Source organism: Variovorax sp. Soil_C_12 (assembly GCF_057657375.1).
The window spans coordinates 1-16,843 of sequence record NZ_JBDGIO010000031.1 but is presented as its reverse complement, the minus strand read 5'-3'; the positions used below and the strand labels follow the sequence as shown (position 1 = coordinate 16,843).

Genomic DNA, 16,843 nt, shown 5'->3' with positions numbered 1-16,843 from the left:
TGTTGCCGGCAGCCGCAATACGCAGCGGCTTAATCGGGACGGGGAAGTCCCTTCCATTCGATAAGGGCTCGGATTATGGTGCCCAAGAAGCAGCAACACAGCCGCGGCGGCGGCGGCCGTAGGTTTCCTAAGGTTGTGGATGGTTTTGAGCAAGCGCCGTCGGTTCTGGATATTTTGTTGAGCTGAACCCGAATCCAGCCCCGACCGATCCCCCGGTGATGACACCCGAACCGATTCGCCGAAGGCGCTCAAGTCTGAAGCGGCCCATGCAGCGACCACGTGGATCAAAGCGCTTCGGTCATACAGGCGTGCCGCAATCGTGGCCTAGGTGCACGGCCGTCAGGACCGGACCTTTCCTCGCGCCGTTTCGCCAGAAAAACCCCCACAACGCGGCAATGTGCAGATGCAACCGTTATCGGAGACCTTCACTGACTGTCCTTCCTTCTCTTCCGCGCGACTGTGCACCGCCGCCAGAGGCCTGGCAGCCAACAATGGCCTCATGCCAGCATGGCCACGCCAAAGTTCTTGAATGTTCGATCTCAACCCCTTTCACATACGAAACAAATACTCCACCCTCGGCTACACCCGCCAGCCCTTGGTGCCACGCAAAGCGCCCGGTGCCCGCTCCGGAAGGCGGGCGTGCTGCGCTGCTCGAAGCGCACGAAGACAGGGTCGGCCTGTCGGTCGCACCCTTGCGCAAGCAGCTCGGACTCCCGCTGAACGTTGTCATGCGAACCCTCTCGGCGCTCATCGAAGCGAAACTGGTGGAACTGATGAGGTTGCATGATCAGAATATCGGGGCTGGCCTGACCGAGGATGGCTTGGGGTTAGCGCGCCAGCATCAGGGCCCCCGGATTGAAGCTCTACGAAAGACTGTTCCATGAACTGGAGCGCGCCATCAGGGATGGCGTGCTGAGGGCGGGCGAGCGCCTGCCCTCGATACGCGAGACCTGCCGCGCCCGCCAGCTCAGCGTCACCACCGTGTCGCGCGCCTATCTGCAACTGGAGAGCCGAGGCCTGATCGACAGCCGGCCACAGTCGGGCTACTTCGTGCGCGCACTTCAGGCCGAGCCGCCATCGGAGACGATCGCGGCCTCGCAGCCGCCGGACGCCTCGACCGATGTGGACGTCAGCCGCCTGGTGCTGGCCACGCTGAAGTCGATCCGTTCCCACGGCGCGGTGCCGCTGGGCTCGCCCTATCCCGACCCGACGCTCTTTCCCTGGCAACGCGTCCATCAGCAGATCAGCTCCATCGCGAGGCGCCTGCGCGACGCGCGGACCGTCCTGGACGACCTGCCGCCCGGCAATCCGGAACTGATCCGGCAGATCGCGCGACGGCACCTCGAAACCGGCCTGGCTGCGGACCCCGGCGAGATCATCATCACCGCTGGCGCGACGGAGGCCATCAACCTGTGCCTGCAGGCGGTGGCCAAGCCCGGCGACATCATCGCCGTCGAGTCGCCGACCTACTACGCGATGCTGCACGCCATCGAGCGCATGGGCATGCGCGCCATCGAGGTAGCCACGCACCCGCACGAGGGGATCGACCTCGCGGCGCTTGCACGCGCCATCGAGCGGCAACCCGTCGCCGCATGCATGGTCATGCCCAACTTCCAGAACCCGCTGGGTTTCGTGATGAGCGACGACAAGAAGCGCGAGCTGGTGGCGCTCAGCGCGCGGCACGGGCTGCCGCTGATCGAGAACGGCGTCTACAACGAGCTCTACCACGGGGACGCACCGCCCACCACGCTCAAGTCCTTTGACACACAGGGCCTGGTGCTGCACTGCAACTCCTTCTCGAAGAGCCTCACGGCCGGCGTGCGCATCGGCTGGGCGCTGCCCGGGCGCTACTGCCAGCAGGTCGAGAAGCTGAAGTTCCTCAACACGCTGAGCACGCCCACCCTGCCCCAGCTCGGCGTGGCCGAGTACCTGAAGAACGACGGCTTCGAACACCATCTGCGTCGCGTGCGGCAGACGCTGGCCCAGCAGGCCGGCATCATGGGCTCGATGGTCAAGCGCTTCTTCCCCGAGCACACACGCCTGTCCCGCCCGCAAGGCGGCTACGTGCTGTGGGTGGAGCTGGCACCGCAGGTCGACACCATGGCGCTCTATCGCGAGGCGCTGGCGCGCGGCCTGACGATCGGGCCCGGTCGGATGTTCTCGACCTCCAACACCTACGGGCACTACATGCGCATCAACTACAGCTATTCGTGGTCACCGGAGATCGAAGCGGCAGTGATCGAGCTGGGTCACATGGCGGCGGCGATGTCGGGCCGGAGCGCGCCATGACAGCGGACGCGCTGCTGTCGACGATGCTGGCCCGGCGCTCGGTCTCGCCGCGGCGCCTCGGACTGCCGGCGCCGAGCGCCGCGCAACTGGGTCTCATGGTGGATGCGGCGCTTCGCGCGCCGGACCACGGGCGCCTGCTGCCATGGCGGCTCATCGAGTTCGCGCCCGCGCAGCGGGCCGAACTGGCGCAGCTGTTCGAGGACGAGAAGCGGCGCAGGACGCCCGATGCAACGCCGCAGGACATCGAGCGCGCACGCGCACACGCGACGCAAACGCCGATCATGCAGGCCTTCGTCGTGCGACCCCAATCCGATGGCAAGGTGCCTGTCCATGAGCAATGGCTGGCCGCGGGCGCGGCGCTGGGCCAGCTGTTGCTAGCGGCGCATGCCATGGACTTTGGCGCCATCGTGCTCAGCGGGGAGCGCTGCAAGGACGCGATCCTTCGCGCAGCACTCGGCATCGCGCCGGAGGAGACGCTGGCCGGGTTCATCAGCATCGGAACGATCGTTTCGCCACCGCCGCCCGCGGCACCGATGCAGCGGAACCTCGTCCGGTCGAACTGGAAGCCCTAGCCGCGGCAAGCGCTCCAGCGCGCGCCGCCCGACAAGCTTGTCGAGTGCGTTGTGGCGCCCCACATCCTCCACAGCCATCAGGACCTCCCCGTGCGGGCTGCACCACGCGGCGGCGTGCAGCGCGCCCGTGAGCCAGGTCAGCGCCTGGAACGCAGGCAAGTCCTGCGCCGCCCGCCGGATGCTCTCGGCGCCGGGCTTCACTTCGACCGTGGAGCGCACGACCGGGCTCGGAACCAGGTCGAGCAATCCGAGGCTCTCGATGCCGCAGACGCCACAGCCGGTGCGGCCGGCGAGCGATCGCCGCCGGGTCTTCAAGACCTGGAAGGCCTGCTGGACCAGCGGCAGCTGCACCTCGGCGCTGTCCTCGTGCATCCGGACCTCGAGGTCGACGATCTCGCCGCGGGCGCGCACCAGCCCCTCGGTCAGCGCGAAACCCACGGCCAAGGCTTCGAGCTCGCGCGGCGTGGCCATCATCACCGCATGCGAGATGCCGTTGAAGACCAGCGCGACCGGCCACTCCTGCGCCACGCGGTCGGTGGCGAGGGCCTGCGCGCCATTTCGGTGGCGCGCCACGCCGACTTCAACATAGCCCTCGGGTTCGTTCCACTCTGGCGTGGGCTTTCGAGTCTGCTCGGTGGTGCTTGACAACGGGACCTCCTGGATGGCGCTTCAACGTTCGAGTAACAGCGGCGCCCCCAAGTCGTGAGTACAGATCCACCGCGCGGGGAGAAGCACAGTTGGTGCTTGCAGGGCGGACTCGAACTGTATCTTGGCGAACCCCTGTCGATCGGATACTTTTCAACGAACGGGCGAATCGTTTCGACGCCGCCGTTCATGGAGATGACAGATGACAGATCGACGCGCAGTACCCGGCATCAGGAGATACGACGGCCCCGCCGGAGGCTGGGGTGCCCTGCGCGCGACCGCGCAGGCGATCCACGTGCAGATGGAGAAGATCAAGGCACCGATCACGCTGCTGCGGACCAATCAGCCTGACGGCTTCGATTGCCCGGGTTGCGCCTGGCCGGACAAGGAGCATCGGTCCACCTTCCAGTTCTGCGAGAACGGCGCCAAGGCGGTCACATGGGAAGCGACAAGCAAGCGCGCGCGCCCGGAGTTCTTCGCGCAGAACACGGTGTCGTCACTGCTGGGACGCTCGGACTTCGAACTCGAGGACTTGGGTCGGCTGACGCATCCACTCGCCTACGATCGCGAAACGGACACCTTCCGGGCGGTCGAGTGGGAGGACGCGTTCCGCCGCATCGGCGAGATCCTTCGCGGACTGTCGCCCGACCAGGTCGAGTTCTACACGTCCGGCCGCGCATCGAACGAGGCTGCGTATCTCTACCAGCTGCTCGCACGTGAATACGGCACGAACAATTTCCCGGATTGCTCGAACATGTGCCACGAAGCAACCAGCGTCGGCCTGCCGCAATCGATCGGGATCGGCAAGGGCACGGTGTCGCTCGACGACTTCGAGAAGTGCGAGCTCATCATCTCGATCGGCCACAATCCCGGCACGAACCATCCGCGGATGATGGGAACACTTCACGAAGCGTCGCGACGCAACGTTCCGATCATCGTGTTCAACCCGCTGCGCGAGCGCGCGCTCGAGCGATTCGCGGATCCGCAGAACCTGATCGAGATGGCGACCTACGGCTCGACCCGCATCGCTTCGACCTACTTCCAGGTTCGAGCCGGAGGGGACGCGGCCGCGCTCAAGGGCATCATGAAGGCGCTTCTCGCGCTGGAAGCCGAACAGGGCGCGGTCCTCGACCATGCATTCATCGCGGCGCACACCGAAGGTTTCGACGCGCTCGCGGCCGAGCTGCAAGCGACGGCCTGGCCCGAGATCGAAAAGTCGAGCGGACTCACCCGCGAGGCGCTCTATCAGGTCGCCGTCGCCTACGCAAAGTCGAATGCGACGATCGTCACGTACGGGATGGGCGTCACGCAGCACAACAAGGGCACCGCGAGCGTTCGCCTGATCGCCGATCTGCTGCTCATGCGCGGCAACTTCGGCAAACCGGGCGCGGGCATTTGCCCGTTGCGCGGCCATTCGAACGTGCAGGGCAACCGCACGGTCGGCATCACCGAGAAGCCGTCGGCCGACTTCCGCCAGCAGATCGAGAAGGTCTTCAGCTTCAAGCCGCCCGAGGCGCACGGGCACGATGCCGTGCAGGCGATGGAAGCGATGATCGACGGTTCGGCGAAGGCACTGATCTGCCTCGGCGGCAACTTCGCGGTCGCGCTGCCCGATCCCGTGCAGTGCTTTCCGCGATGAAGAAGCTCGATCTGAGCGTCCATGTCGGCACCAAGCTCAATCGCTCGCATCTCCTCGTCGCGAAGGAAACGTACCTGTTTCCCTGCCTCGGCCGGACGGAGCTCGATGTGCAGGCGAGTGGTCGGCAGTCGATCACGGTCGAAGACTCGATGTCCATGGTTCACGCATCGACCGGCAAGCTCACGCCCGCTTCGGAGCTCCTGCTGTCCGAGCCGGCGATCGTCGCCGGCATCGCGCAGGCGACGCTGCAGAACAGCAAGGTGCCGTGGGCGGAACTGGTGGCCGACTACGACAGGATCCGCGATCTGATCGAACGAACCATTCCGGGATTCGAGAACTTCAATGCACGCATCCGAACCCCGGGCGGATTCCGGCTGCCGCTGCCGCCGACCGAGCGCAGGTGGATCACGCCTTCGGGCAAGGCGAGGTTTTCGGTGTATGGCAACGTGATGGAAACTTCGGACATGTTCGGCGACGACGTGCTGCGCCTCGTGACCATCCGCAGCCACGACCAGTACAACACGACGATCTACGCGTTGGACGATCGTTATCGGGGCGTGTTCGGCCGACGCGACGTGCTGTTCATGAGCGAAGCGGACCTGGCCGCGAGCGGGCTCGAGCACGGCGATCTCGTGGACCTCGAGACCGCCACGCCGGGCCGGCCGCTTCGCCTCGGGGGGATGACCGCGATCGCCTACGACATCGCACCCGGATCGGTCGCGGCGTACTACCCGGAAGCGAACGCTCTGGTTCCACTCGACTACATCGACAAGGAAAGTGGCACGCCGTCGTACAAGTCCGTTCCTGTTCGGGTGAAACGTGCGCAAACCGTCTGAGGGGCTCACCTCAGCTGGTACGGATCCGTCGGTTCAAGCTCTGCCGGAACCTCGAGCTCACACAGTTCAAGTATCGAACGCTCGATCGTGCGCGCCATGGCATCGAGCGCCAGCGCGTTCGGCGCGACACCGAACGGCTCGGCGACTTCGTTTGCGATCGCTTCCAGCGCAATAAGCGTGTACGAGATGACGACGCAGATCAGCGGCGTAAAGAAAACTGTCGAATCGACAAGGCCGAACGGAAGCAGGATGCAGTAGGCATAGACCGTGCGATGAAGCAGCACGCTGTACGCAAACGGGATCGGCGTCGACACGATTCGCTCGCATCCGCCCACGGTCTTTCCCATTTCGTTGATCTGGGCGTCGAGCATCCAGGTCGTCGTATCCGTCACCTGCCTCCCACCCTCGCGAACGACGAGACCGCCGCGAATGTCGTTGAGAATGGCGACCGGCTTGTAGAGCTTCCGGCTCAGGGCTTCGGCGCGCGCATCGCCGAGCAGGCGGCGCAGATCGTGGTTCGGATCGGTCTGGCGCAGCTGATGCTTGAACGCATAGACGAATGCGATCATGGTCAGGGCCAGGCGCGTGCGCTCCACCCTGCCGATACCCTCGGGCAGATAGCAGAGCATCTGAGACGTCAGCGCGCGCGACGAGATCAGCAGATTTCCCCAAAGATGCCGCGCCTCGGTGAAGCGTTCATAGCTGGCGTTGTTGCGGAACGAAAGAAAGATGGCCAGCGCCACGCCGAACAGCGTGAACGGAGCCGGATTGAGCGGAATTTTTTCGCCGAAGATGCGCCCATGCGTGAAAACGGCCAGGCAGCTTACAAGGCCAATGAAAGCCAGCTGCGGGATGATCGTTGGCAGCACGGAGCCTTTCCACGCGAACAGCAAGCGGAACCAGTTCTGCGGAGGTCTGACGATCATGATGCCCTTTCGCGCGGCAGGCTCACGTAGTAGCCCGACTGCGGCCGGCTCTCGATCAGACCGCGGCTCTCGAGCAGCAGATACGCGTGAAGCACCGTGGTGACGCTGAGCCGGTGATGCTGGCTCGCGCGCCGTACCGAGGGGACCCGGTCGCCATGACGGTACGCGCCTCGCCGGATCAAGCTTTCGACGTCATCCGCAAACTTTTCATAGAGTTTCGCCGCCGACTGGCGATCGGCCTTGATGGCTTCCTTCGAATTGGCTTCTTTCACGACCTTGCCTCCAGTTGCTGGCAGCAAGGGTAGGCGCAGCGTGCCAGCCGGGAGGGGCACACATCCAGCGAGGCGACCAGAGCACAGTTACAGCCCTCAGGTGACCGGTGGTGGGTTCAGCAAGGGCGCGTCGTGTGCGTGCAGCATCGTCTCGCCGCGCTCGATGAGGAAGTAGCGAAAGGCCTCGGCCGCCGGCGACAGCACCTTGCTCTGCAGGTGCACCACCTGCCAGGTGCGCATCACCGGCGTGCCCTCCACGTCGAGCAGTTTCAGCAGCCCGGCGCCGAGCTCGAGCCACAGCGTGTGCAGCGAGAGAAAGCTCACGCCCATGCCGGCCATCACGGCCTGCTTGATGGTCTCGTTGCTGCCCATCTCCATCGTGATGCTCGGCTCGAAGCGATGCTCGGCGAAGAAGTTCTCCATTGCGTTGCGTGTGCCCGAGCCCTGCTCGCGCACGATGAAGGGGAAGGAAGCCAGCGCCCCGACCGGCAGCTGACCCAGGGGAAGCAAGGGATGGTCCGGCGGACAGACGAACACCAGCGGATGCGCCGCGAAAGCTTCCGAGCGCACGGCCAGCTCGCGCGGCGGCCGCCCCATCACCGCCAGATCGCACTCGCTGGACTGCAGCAGCGCGAGCAAGGCCTCGCGATTCGTGCTGACCACCAGGCGCACGTCGATGCCCGGATGCTCCTGCCGGAACAACGCCAGCAGGCGCGGCACGAAGTACTTGGCGGTGCTCACCATGCCCACCGTCAGCAGCCCGTGCTCCAGGCGCTTGAAGCGGCTCATCGCATTCTCGGCATCGCGCAGCGCCGCGAGCATGCGCTTGGCATGGACGACGAAGTATTCGCCGGCCGTGGACAGCGACAGCGTGCGCCCCACGCGATCGAACAGGGCAAGCCCGACCTGGCTTTCGATCTCCTTGATCTGCATGGACACCGCCGGCGGCGTCAGGTGCAGCGCCTCGGCGGCGCGGGTGATGCTGCCCTGGTGAGCCACTTCGAGGAAAACGCGCAGCTGGCGGAAGCTCAGGTTCATTGTTAAGTCATAGCTTAACTGAAAGGCAAGAAAGTCTGACTGGTGTTTATCAGGGAGGCCGCGGAACATTCATGCACCGCCACCGGAGACCACCGCATGAATGCACTTGTAGACATCAACCTGAAGGCCGACGCCACCCAGATCACCGATCAGAAAAAGCGTTACAGCGCCGGCGTCCTGAAGTACCGCCAGATGGGCTACTGGCAGCCCGACTACCTGCCTCGGGAGACCGACACGATCTGCCTGTTCCGCATCACGCCGCAGGACGGCGTCGATCCGGTCGAGGCCGCCGCCGCGGTCGCCGGCGAGTCGAGCACCGCCACCTGGACCGTGGTCTGGACCGACCGCCTCACGGCCTGCGAGAACTACCGCGCCAAGGCCTACAAGGTCGAGCCGGTGCCGAACCGGCCGGGCGAGTACTTCGCCTGGGTGGCCTACGACATCATCCTGTTCGAGGAAGGCTCGATCGCCAACATGACGGCGAGCCTGATCGGCAACGTCTTCTCGTTCAAGCCGCTGAAGGCCGCGCGGCTGGAAGACATTCGCATCCCGGTGGCCTACGTCAAGACCTTCAAGGGCCCGCCCACCGGCCTGGTCGTCGAGCGCGAGCGGCTGGACAAGTTCGGCCGGCCGCTGCTGGGCGCCACCACCAAGCCCAAGCTCGGCCTCTCCGGGCGCAACTACGGCCGCGTGATCTACGAAGGCCTGAAAGGCGGCCTGGATTTCATGAAGGACGACGAGAACATCAACTCGCAGCCCTTCATGCACTGGCGCGACCGCTTCCTCTACGTGATGGACGGCGTCAACAAGGCCGCCGCCGCCACCGGCGAAGTCAAGGGCTCGTACCTCAACGTCACCGCCGGCACGATGGAGGCGATCTACGAGCGCGCCGAGTTCGCCAAGAACCTGGGCAGCGTCGTGATCATGATCGACCTGATCGTCGGCTGGCCGTGCATCCAGAGCCTGGGCGAATGGTGCCGGCGCAACGACATGGTCCTGCACCTGCACCGCGCGGGCCACGGCACCTACACGCGGCAGAAGAACCACGGCGTGAGCTTCCGCGTCATCGCCAAGTGGCTGCGCCTGGCGGGCGTGGATCACATGCACACCGGCACCGCGGTGGGCAAGCTCGAAGGCGATCCGCTCACCGTTCAAGGCTACTACAACGTCTGCCGCGACGCCTTCACGAAGGCCGACCTGCCGCGCGGCCTGTTCTTCGACATGGACTGGTGCGACATGAAGAAGGTGATGCCGGTGGCCTCGGGCGGCATCCACGCCGGCCAGATGCACCAGCTGATCGACCTGTTCGGCGACGACGTGATCCTGCAGTTCGGCGGCGGCACGATCGGCCACCCGGGCGGCATCCAGGCCGGCGCCGTGGCCAACCGCGTGGCGCTCGAGGCGATGGTCAAGGCCCGCAACGAGGGCAAGGACATCCGCAACGAAGGCCTGGAGATCCTGCAGCAGGCCGCTCGGTTCTGCAGCCCGCTGAAGCAGGCGCTCGATACCTGGGGCGAGATCAGCTTCAACTACACGTCCACCGATACCAGCGACTACGCCCTGACCCCCGGCGTCGCCTGACAAGGAGCCCCTCACCATGATGACCAATCCCACCGGCCGCGTGACCCAAGGCCAGTTCAGCTTCCTGCCCGAGCTCACCGACGCCGAGATCGCGCTCCAGGTCGAGTACGGCCTCGACAAGGGTTACGCCTGGAGCGTCGAATACACCGACGACCCGCACCCGCGCAACACCTACTGGGAGATGTATGGCATGCCGATGTTCGACCTGCAGGACGCCGCCGGCGTCGTGCAGGAGATGAAGGAGTGCCGCAAGACCTTCCCGAACCACTACATCCGGCTGATGGCGTTCGATTCGACGCGCGGCATCGAGTCGATCGCGATGAGCTTCCTCGTCAACCGGCCACATGACGAGCCCGGCTTCGGCCTGGTGCGGCAGGAGGTGGAAGGCCGCACCATCCGCTACACGGTGCACAGCTACGCCGCCGACAAGCCCGAGACGCAGCGCTACTGAACCGGCGAGGCCCGCTATGCACCGCATCGCACCCTCGATCCTGTCGGCCGACTTCGCGCGCCTGGGCGAGGAGGTGCGCGACGTGATTGCCGCGGGCGCGGACTGGATCCATTTCGACGTGATGGACAACCACTACGTGCCGAACCTGACCATCGGCCCGGCGGTGGCGCAGGCCATCAAGCCGCACTGCGTGCGCGGCGATGGCACCAAGGTGCCCCTGGACGTGCATCTCATGGTGCAACCGGTCGACGCGCTGGCGCAGGCCTTCACCGAGGCCGGCGCTGACCTGATCAGCTTCCACCCGGAGGCCTCGGCGCACGTCGATCGCACGCTGCAGTTGATCCGCGGCAAGGGTTGCCGGGCCGGCCTCGTGTTCAACCCGGCGACGCCGCTGGATGTGCTGGAGTGGGTGATCGACAAGGTCGACCTGGTGCTCGTGATGAGCGTGAACCCGGGCTTCGGCGGCCAGGCCTTCATCGATTCGGCCCTGCGCAAGATCGAGCGCGCCCGGCGGCTCATCGAGGCCACGGGGCGCGACATCCGGCTCGAGGTGGATGGCGGCATCAAGGTCGACAACATCCGCCGCGCAGCCGACGCCGGCGCCGATACCTTCGTGGCGGGTAGCGCGATCTTCGGTCAGCGGAACTACCGCGCCGTCATCGACGCGATGCGGCACGAACTCGGCACCACGACCGATGCAAGGAGGGTTGCATGAACAAGCCGCTCTACGCCATCCCCGGCGCCGCCGCAACCGCGCCGGACGTGCCGCCCACAGCCGACGCCACCACGACGGCGGCCACGCCGCGCAGCGTCGGCGACGTGCTGCGCAACAGCCAGGTCGAGGCGGTGTTCGACGAGCTCGACCGCGACCTGATCGGCCTGGCGCCGGTCAAGCAGCGCATCCGCGACATCGCCGCCCTGCTGGTGATCGACAAGCTGCGCCTGGGTCTGGGGCTGCAGGCCCACGCTCCGTCGTTGCACATGAGCTTCACCGGCAACCCCGGCACCGGCAAGACCACGGTGGCGATGCGCATGGCCGAGATCCTGCACCGGCTGGGCTACGTGCGCAAAGGCCACCTCGTCGCGGTCACGCGCGACGACCTGGTCGGCCAGTACATCGGCCACACCGCACCCAAGACCAAGGAAGTGCTGAAGAAGGCAATGGGCGGCGTGCTCTTCATCGACGAGGCGTACTACCTCTACAAGCCCGAGAACGAGCGCGACTACGGGCAGGAGGCGATCGAGATCCTGCTGCAGGTGATGGAGAACCAGCGCGACGACCTGGTGGTGATCCTCGCCGGCTACAAGGACCGCATGGACACCTTCTTCCGCTCGAACCCGGGCATGAGCAGCCGGATCGCGCATCACCTCGATTTCCCGGACTACAGCCACGACGAGTTGCGGCTGATCGCCGACCGGATGCTCCAGGCCATGAGCTACCGCTTCGCCGATGGGGCGGGCAAGACCTTCGACGACTACCTGACGCGCCGCATCGCGCAGCCGCACTTCGCCAACGCGCGCAGCGTGCGCAATGCGCTCGACCGCGCGCGGCTGCGCCAGGCCAGCCGGCTGTTCGCCGACCGCGAACGCGAGCTGACGCAGGACGACCTGACGACGCTGCTTCCCGAGGACATCCGGGCCAGCCGGGTGTTCGCGAACTGAAACCGACGGAGACTCACCATGCCATTGACCGGTCGCTGGACCTTGACCCGCTACCTGATCGAGCAGCGCCGCCGCTATCCGGAGGCCAGCGGCGAACTCAACGCGCTGATCCTCGACGTCTCGCTCGCCTGCAAGGCGCTGGCACGCATCGTCTCGCGCGGCCCGCTCGGCGCCGCCATGCCCGCCGGCGGCGCGATCAACGTGCAGGGCGAAGTGCAGAAGCCGCTGGACGTGTTGTCCAACGAGGTGTTTGTCCGCATGAACGAGTGGAACGGCCACCTCGGCGGCATGGCCTCCGAGGAGATGGAGCAGCCGTCCCAGATCCCGGCGACGTACCCGCGGGGCAAGTACCTGCTCGTGTTCGACCCGCTCGACGGTTCGTCGAACATCGACGTCAACGTCGCCGTGGGCAGCATCTTCTCGATCCTGCGCGCGCCGGCCGACGTGCTGGAAAGCGGCCGCGACGTGGTGGAGGCGGATTTCCTGCAGCCCGGGGCCGCGCAGATCGCCGCCGGCTACGCCATCTACGGTCCGGCCGCGCAATTCGTGCTGACCGTCGGCGACGGGGTCGCCGTGTTCACCCTGGATCCGGACCTCGGCGAGTTCGTATTGACGCAGTCGAACGTCCGGGTGCCGGCCGACACGCAGGAGTTCGCGATCAACAGCTCCAATGCGCGCTTCTGGGAGCCGCCGGTCAAGCGCTATGTCGATGAATGCCTCGCCGGCAAGCCCGGCCCGCGCGGCAAGGACTTCAACATGCGCTGGATCGCCAGCATGGTGGCCGAGGCGCATCGCATCCTGATGCGCGGCGGAGTGTTCCTGTACCCGCGCGACACCAAGGACCCGGGCAAGCCGGGGCGGCTGCGCCTGCTGTACGAGGCCAACCCGGTCGGCTTCGTGATGGAACAGGCCGGCGGGCGCGCCAGCACCGGCCGCCAGCCCATGCTCGGGGTCGCCCCCAGTGCACTGCACCAGCGCATCGGCCTCGTGTTCGGGTCGAAGAACGAAGTCGAACGCATCGAGCGCTACCACCGCGAGCCACCTGCCGCCGAAGCGGCGGCACCGCTGTTCGCCAACCGCAGCCTGTTCAGGGACTGACGCACGAGAAACATCACCATGTCGAAACAACACCCCATCATCGCCATCACCGGTTCATCCGGCGCGGGCACCAGCTCGGTGACGCGCACATTCGAGAACATCTTCCGCCGCGAGAAGGTCACGGCAGCCGTCATCGAAGGCGACAGCTTCCACCGCTTCGACCGCAAGGAGATGAAGAAGCGGCAGGCCGAGGCGGAGAAGAAGGGCAACGGGCACTTCAGCCACTTCGGGCCCGACAACAACCTCTTCGGCGAGCTCGAGCAGCTGTTCCGCAGCTACAGCGAAACCGGCACCGGAGTGCGCCGCAAGTACCTGCACGACGCGGGCGAGGCCGCGCCGTACGGCCAGGAACCGGGCACCTTCACGCCCTGGGAAGAGCTGCCGGCCGGCACCGACATGCTGTTCTACGAAGGCCTGCACGGCGCGGTGGTCACGCCCGGGCTCGACATCGCAAAGTATCCCGACCTGCTGATCGGCGTGGTGCCGGTGATCAACCTCGAATGGATCCAGAAGCTCTGGCGCGACAAGCACGTGCGCGGCTACAGCACCGAGGCGGTCACCGACACCATCCTGCGCCGCATGCCGGACTACGTGAACTACATCGTGCCGCAGTTCGCACACACGCATGTCAACTTCCAGCGCGTGCCCGTGGTGGACACCAGCAACCCTTTCATTTCGCGCGACATCCCCACGGCCGACGAAAGCCTGTGCGTGATCCGCTTTGCCAACCCCAAGGGCATCGACTTCCCCTACCTGCTGAACATGATCGACAACTCGTGGATGAGCCGGGCCAACACCATCGTCGTGCCCGGCGGCAAGATGGAGCTGGCGATGCAGCTGATCTTCACGCCCTTCATCTGGCGCATGATGGAGCGGCGCCGGCAAGCGGTCGGGGCGCTCTGAGCAGGAGGCGGCAACCATGTCATCGTCCTCCTCCGACCGCGTGCGGCGCGGCACGCCGCGCTTCGACGAACCCCTGGCCAACGCCCTGCGCGCGCTGGCGATGGACGCCGTGCAGGCCGCCAAGAGCGGCCACCCCGGCGCCCCGATGGGCATGGCCGAAATGGCCGTGGCCCTGTGGCACCGGCACCTGAAGCACAACCCGGCCAACCCCCGGTGGGCCGACCGCGACCGCTTCGTGCTGAGCAACGGCCATGCGTCGATGCTGTTGTACGCCCTGCTGCACCTCACCGGCTACGACCTGCCGATCGACGAACTCAAGCGCTTCCGGCAGCTGCACAGCCGCACGCCCGGGCATCCCGAGGTCGGCCTCACGCCCGGCGTCGAGACCACCACCGGCCCGCTGGGCCAGGGCCTGGCCAATGCGGTGGGCATGGCGCTCGCGGAGAAGCTGCTGGGCGATCACTTCAACCGCGAGGGCCACGTCATCGTCGACCACCACACCTGGGTCTTCCTGGGCGATGGCTGCCTGATGGAAGGCATCAGCCACGAGGCCTGCTCCTTCGCGGGCGCGCAGAGCCTGGGCAAGCTGATCGTGCTGTACGACGACAACGGCATCAGCATCGACGGCGATGTGCGCGGCTGGTTCACCGACGACACCGCCGGCCGCTTCGCTGCCTATGGCTGGCAGGTGCTCGGCCCGGTCGACGGCCACGATGTCGAGGCCCTGGATGCCGCGATCGAGCGTGCGCGGGCCGACACGCAGCGCCCCTCGATCATCCTGTGCCGCACCACGATCGGCGCGGGCTCGCCCGGGCGCGAGGGCACGGCCCGCGCGCACGGCGAGCCGCTCGGCGAGGACGAGATCGCCGCGACCCGCGCCCGCATCGGCTGGTCGCAGCCCCCCTTCGAGCTGCCGGACGAACTGGCCGCGCGCTGGAACGCCCGCGAGGCCGGCGCGCGCGCCGAATCAACCTGGCAGCGCCGCTTCGAAGCCTACCGGGACGCCTTTCCGGCATTGGCGGAGGAGTTCGAGCGGCGCCAGCAGGGCGATTTGCCCGAAGGCAGCGATGCGGCACTGGCGGCGCTGGTGGAGCGATTCGCCACCGAAGCGAAGACGATGGCCACGCGGCAGGCCTCTCAGCAGTTGCTGGCGGCACTGGCCCCGCAGCTGCCGGAGTTGCTGGGGGGCAGCGCCGACCTCACCGGGAGCAACCTCACGGACTTTGCGGACTGCGGCGCGGTGCGCCGGGGACAGGCGGGCGGGCGCCACGTGAACCACGGCGTGCGCGAGTTCGGCATGGCCGCGCTGATGAACGGGATCGCCTTGCACGGCGGCTTCATCCCCTATGGGGGCACCTTCCTGACCTTCAGCGACTACAGCCGCAACGCGATCCGCATGGCGGCGCTGATGCACCTGCGCGTGATCCAGGTGTTCACGCACGACTCGATCGGCCTCGGCGAGGACGGGCCCACGCACCAGCCGGTGGAGCACGCGGCCAGCCTGCGGCTGATTCCGGGCCTGGACGTCTGGCGCCCCTGCGATGGCGCCGAGACCGCCGCGGCCTGGGGCGCCGCAGTCCGGTCGGCCGAGCGCCCGAGCGCGCTGCTGCTATCGCGCCAAAGCCTGCCCACGCAGCCGCGCACGGCGCGGCAGCTGGCCATGATCGACCGGGGTGCCTACGTGCTTTCAGATCGCGAAGCAGCCCGCGCGGTGATCATCGCGAGCGGCTCCGAGGTCGCACTCGCGCGCGAAGCCCAGGTGCTGCTCGACGCACGCGGCGTATCGGTGCGCTTGGTCTCCATGCCCAGCAGCACGGTATTCGACCGGCAGCCTGCCGCCTGGCGCGATGCCGTGCTGCCCCCCGGTTTGCCACGCATCGGCGTCGAGGCCGGCGTCTCCCGCTTCTGGTCGGCCTATGGGTGCGTCGCGGCGCTGGGCATCGACCGCTTCGGCGAATCCGCACCCGCGGCCGCGCTGTTCGCGCACTTCGGATTCACCGCCCAGGCGCTGGCCGCCCTGGTGCTGGCGCAGCTCCAACACGACGTGCCGGCGCTGGCCTGACGACCATGATGCTCGAGCTCCTCAGCTTCGACCTCGACGGCACCCTGGTGGATACCGCCGCGGAGATCGCCGAGGCCGTCAACCGCACGCTGGCCGAGTTTGGCCTCGCACGCAGGCCGGACGACCAGATCAGGCAGTTGATCGGCCGCGGCGCTCATGCATTGATGTCCGCGGTGCTGGCACAGGCGCGGGCCGAAACCGGCGCTGCGCACCTCCCATCCGAGGCGCAGGTGCTGCCGCGCTTCGATGCGCACTATGCGGACACCACCGGCGCCCTCAGCGCCCCCTACCCCGGCGCGCACGAGGCCCTCACCCTGTTGCAGGCGCACGGGCTGCGGCTGGCCTGCGTGACCAACAAGGAAGGGGTCCATGCACGACGACTGCTTCACCGGCACGGCCTGCACCGGCACTTCGAACTGGTGATCGGCGGCGACTCGCTCCCGCATCAGAAACCTCATGCCAGCGTGCTGCGCACCGTGGCCGGCGCCTTGGGCGTGCCGCGCGAAGCGATGGTCCATGTCGGCGACTCCGCCATCGACGTCCTGGCCGGGCGCAATGCCGGCGTGCGCGTCTGGGCGCTGCCGTACGGCTACAACGCCGGCCGGCCGGTCGCCGAAGCCGGACCCGACGCGATCCTGCCCGACCTGATGTCGGTGGCCCGCGCGGCCCTCGACACCTCGTTCGAACCTCCACTCCAACCATCTCCCTCTCTCGTATGAGCCTTCGCATCGGCATCAATGGCTTCGGCCGCATCGGACGCATGGCGTTTCGCGCCGCGCTCCGCAACTTCCGCGACATCGAGATCGTCGCGATCAACGACCTGCTCGAGCCCGAGTACCTGGCCTACATGCTCCAGTACGACTCGGTGC

13 protein-coding genes and 4 pseudogenes are annotated in these 16,843 nt (G+C 66.8%); 13 read left to right on the top strand and 4 right to left on the bottom strand.

Annotated features, from left to right (window positions below; genetic code table 11):
* Positions 1 to 617: 617 nt before the first annotated feature.
* The 3 genes and pseudogenes from AC3A6X_RS36100 to AC3A6X_RS36090 all read left to right on the top strand — a co-directional run.
* Positions 618 to 884 (top strand): hypothetical protein, encoded by a 267-nt coding sequence (locus AC3A6X_RS36100; protein WP_487846666.1) that lies wholly within the window; start codon positions 618 to 620, stop codon positions 882 to 884.
* Complete coding sequence (locus tag AC3A6X_RS36095; protein ID WP_487846665.1) at positions 856 to 2,289, top strand: aminotransferase-like domain-containing protein; 1,434 nt, start codon at positions 856 to 858, stop codon at positions 2,287 to 2,289. The genes AC3A6X_RS36100 and AC3A6X_RS36095 overlap by 29 nt, the downstream gene beginning before the upstream one ends.
* Positions 2,286 to 2,729, top strand: a pseudogene (locus tag AC3A6X_RS36090) (nitroreductase family protein); the annotation flags it as partial. The gene AC3A6X_RS36095 and the pseudogene AC3A6X_RS36090, both read left to right, overlap by 4 nt.
* On the opposite strand, the pseudogene AC3A6X_RS36085 reads toward AC3A6X_RS36090, so the two are convergent.
* A pseudogene (locus AC3A6X_RS36085) lies at positions 2,711 to 3,509 on the bottom strand (formate dehydrogenase accessory sulfurtransferase FdhD); the annotation flags it as partial. The pseudogenes AC3A6X_RS36090 and AC3A6X_RS36085 overlap by 19 nt on opposite strands.
* Positions 3,510 to 3,708: 199 nt before the next feature.
* Between AC3A6X_RS36085 and AC3A6X_RS36080 the strand changes: the two are divergent.
* Positions 3,709 to 5,981: pseudogene (locus AC3A6X_RS36080) on the top strand (FdhF/YdeP family oxidoreductase).
* A gap of 5 nt (positions 5,982 to 5,986) precedes the next feature.
* Here the strand turns inward: AC3A6X_RS36080 and AC3A6X_RS36075 are convergent.
* The 3 genes and pseudogenes from AC3A6X_RS36075 to AC3A6X_RS36065 all read right to left on the bottom strand — a co-directional run bounded on the left by AC3A6X_RS36075 (position 5,987) and on the right by AC3A6X_RS36065 (position 8,217).
* Positions 5,987 to 6,907, bottom strand: coding sequence for a bestrophin family protein (locus tag AC3A6X_RS36075; protein WP_487846664.1), 921 nt, complete (start codon positions 6,905 to 6,907; stop codon positions 5,987 to 5,989).
* An 8-nt stretch (positions 6,908 to 6,915) separates the two neighbouring features.
* Positions 6,916 to 7,152 (bottom strand): annotated as a pseudogene (locus AC3A6X_RS36070) (GntR family transcriptional regulator); the annotation flags it as partial.
* A 123-nt stretch (positions 7,153 to 7,275) separates the two neighbouring features.
* Complete coding sequence (locus AC3A6X_RS36065; RefSeq protein WP_487846663.1) at positions 7,276 to 8,217, bottom strand: LysR substrate-binding domain-containing protein; 942 nt, start codon at positions 8,215 to 8,217, stop codon at positions 7,276 to 7,278.
* A 96-nt stretch (positions 8,218 to 8,313) separates the two neighbouring features.
* Between AC3A6X_RS36065 and AC3A6X_RS36060 the strand changes: the two genes are divergently transcribed.
* The 9 genes from AC3A6X_RS36060 to AC3A6X_RS36020 all read left to right on the top strand — a co-directional run.
* Positions 8,314 to 9,798, top strand: a complete 1,485-nt coding sequence (locus AC3A6X_RS36060) for a ribulose-bisphosphate carboxylase large subunit (protein WP_487846662.1) — start codon at positions 8,314 to 8,316, stop codon at positions 9,796 to 9,798.
* 16 nt (positions 9,799 to 9,814) lie between these two features.
* Positions 9,815 to 10,249 carry a RuBisCO small subunit-like domain-containing protein gene (locus AC3A6X_RS36055; protein WP_487846661.1) on the top strand — a complete coding sequence of 145 codons (435 nt, stop codon included), beginning with the start codon at positions 9,815 to 9,817 and terminating at the stop codon, positions 10,247 to 10,249.
* A 16-nt stretch (positions 10,250 to 10,265) separates the two neighbouring features.
* The gene (gene rpe / locus AC3A6X_RS36050) at positions 10,266 to 10,964 is read left to right on the top strand and encodes a ribulose-phosphate 3-epimerase (RefSeq protein WP_487846660.1); all 699 of its coding nucleotides are present in this window, start codon (positions 10,266 to 10,268) and stop codon (positions 10,962 to 10,964) included.
* Positions 10,961 to 11,911 (top strand): CbbX protein, encoded by a 951-nt coding sequence (gene cbbX, locus AC3A6X_RS36045; RefSeq protein WP_487846659.1) that lies wholly within the window; start codon positions 10,961 to 10,963, stop codon positions 11,909 to 11,911. Before rpe ends, cbbX begins: the two co-directional genes overlap by 4 nt.
* An 18-nt stretch (positions 11,912 to 11,929) precedes the next feature.
* The gene (locus AC3A6X_RS36040) at positions 11,930 to 13,009 is read left to right on the top strand and encodes a class 1 fructose-bisphosphatase (RefSeq protein ID WP_487846658.1); all 1,080 of its coding nucleotides are present in this window, start codon (positions 11,930 to 11,932) and stop codon (positions 13,007 to 13,009) included.
* Positions 13,010 to 13,027: 18 nt separating this feature from the next.
* Positions 13,028 to 13,912, top strand: coding sequence for a phosphoribulokinase (locus AC3A6X_RS36035; RefSeq protein WP_487846657.1), 885 nt, complete (start codon positions 13,028 to 13,030; stop codon positions 13,910 to 13,912).
* A 16-nt stretch (positions 13,913 to 13,928) separates the two neighbouring features.
* Positions 13,929 to 15,974, top strand: a complete 2,046-nt coding sequence (gene tkt, locus AC3A6X_RS36030) for a transketolase (protein ID WP_487846656.1) — start codon at positions 13,929 to 13,931, stop codon at positions 15,972 to 15,974.
* A gap of 5 nt (positions 15,975 to 15,979) precedes the next feature.
* A complete protein-coding gene (gph, locus tag AC3A6X_RS36025; RefSeq protein WP_487846655.1) occupies positions 15,980 to 16,693 on the top strand; it encodes a phosphoglycolate phosphatase in 714 nt (237 codons plus the stop codon).
* On the top strand, positions 16,690 to 16,843 hold a 154-nt coding region (locus AC3A6X_RS36020), incomplete at its 3' end, for a glyceraldehyde 3-phosphate dehydrogenase NAD-binding domain-containing protein (protein ID WP_487846667.1). The genes gph and AC3A6X_RS36020, both read left to right, overlap by 4 nt.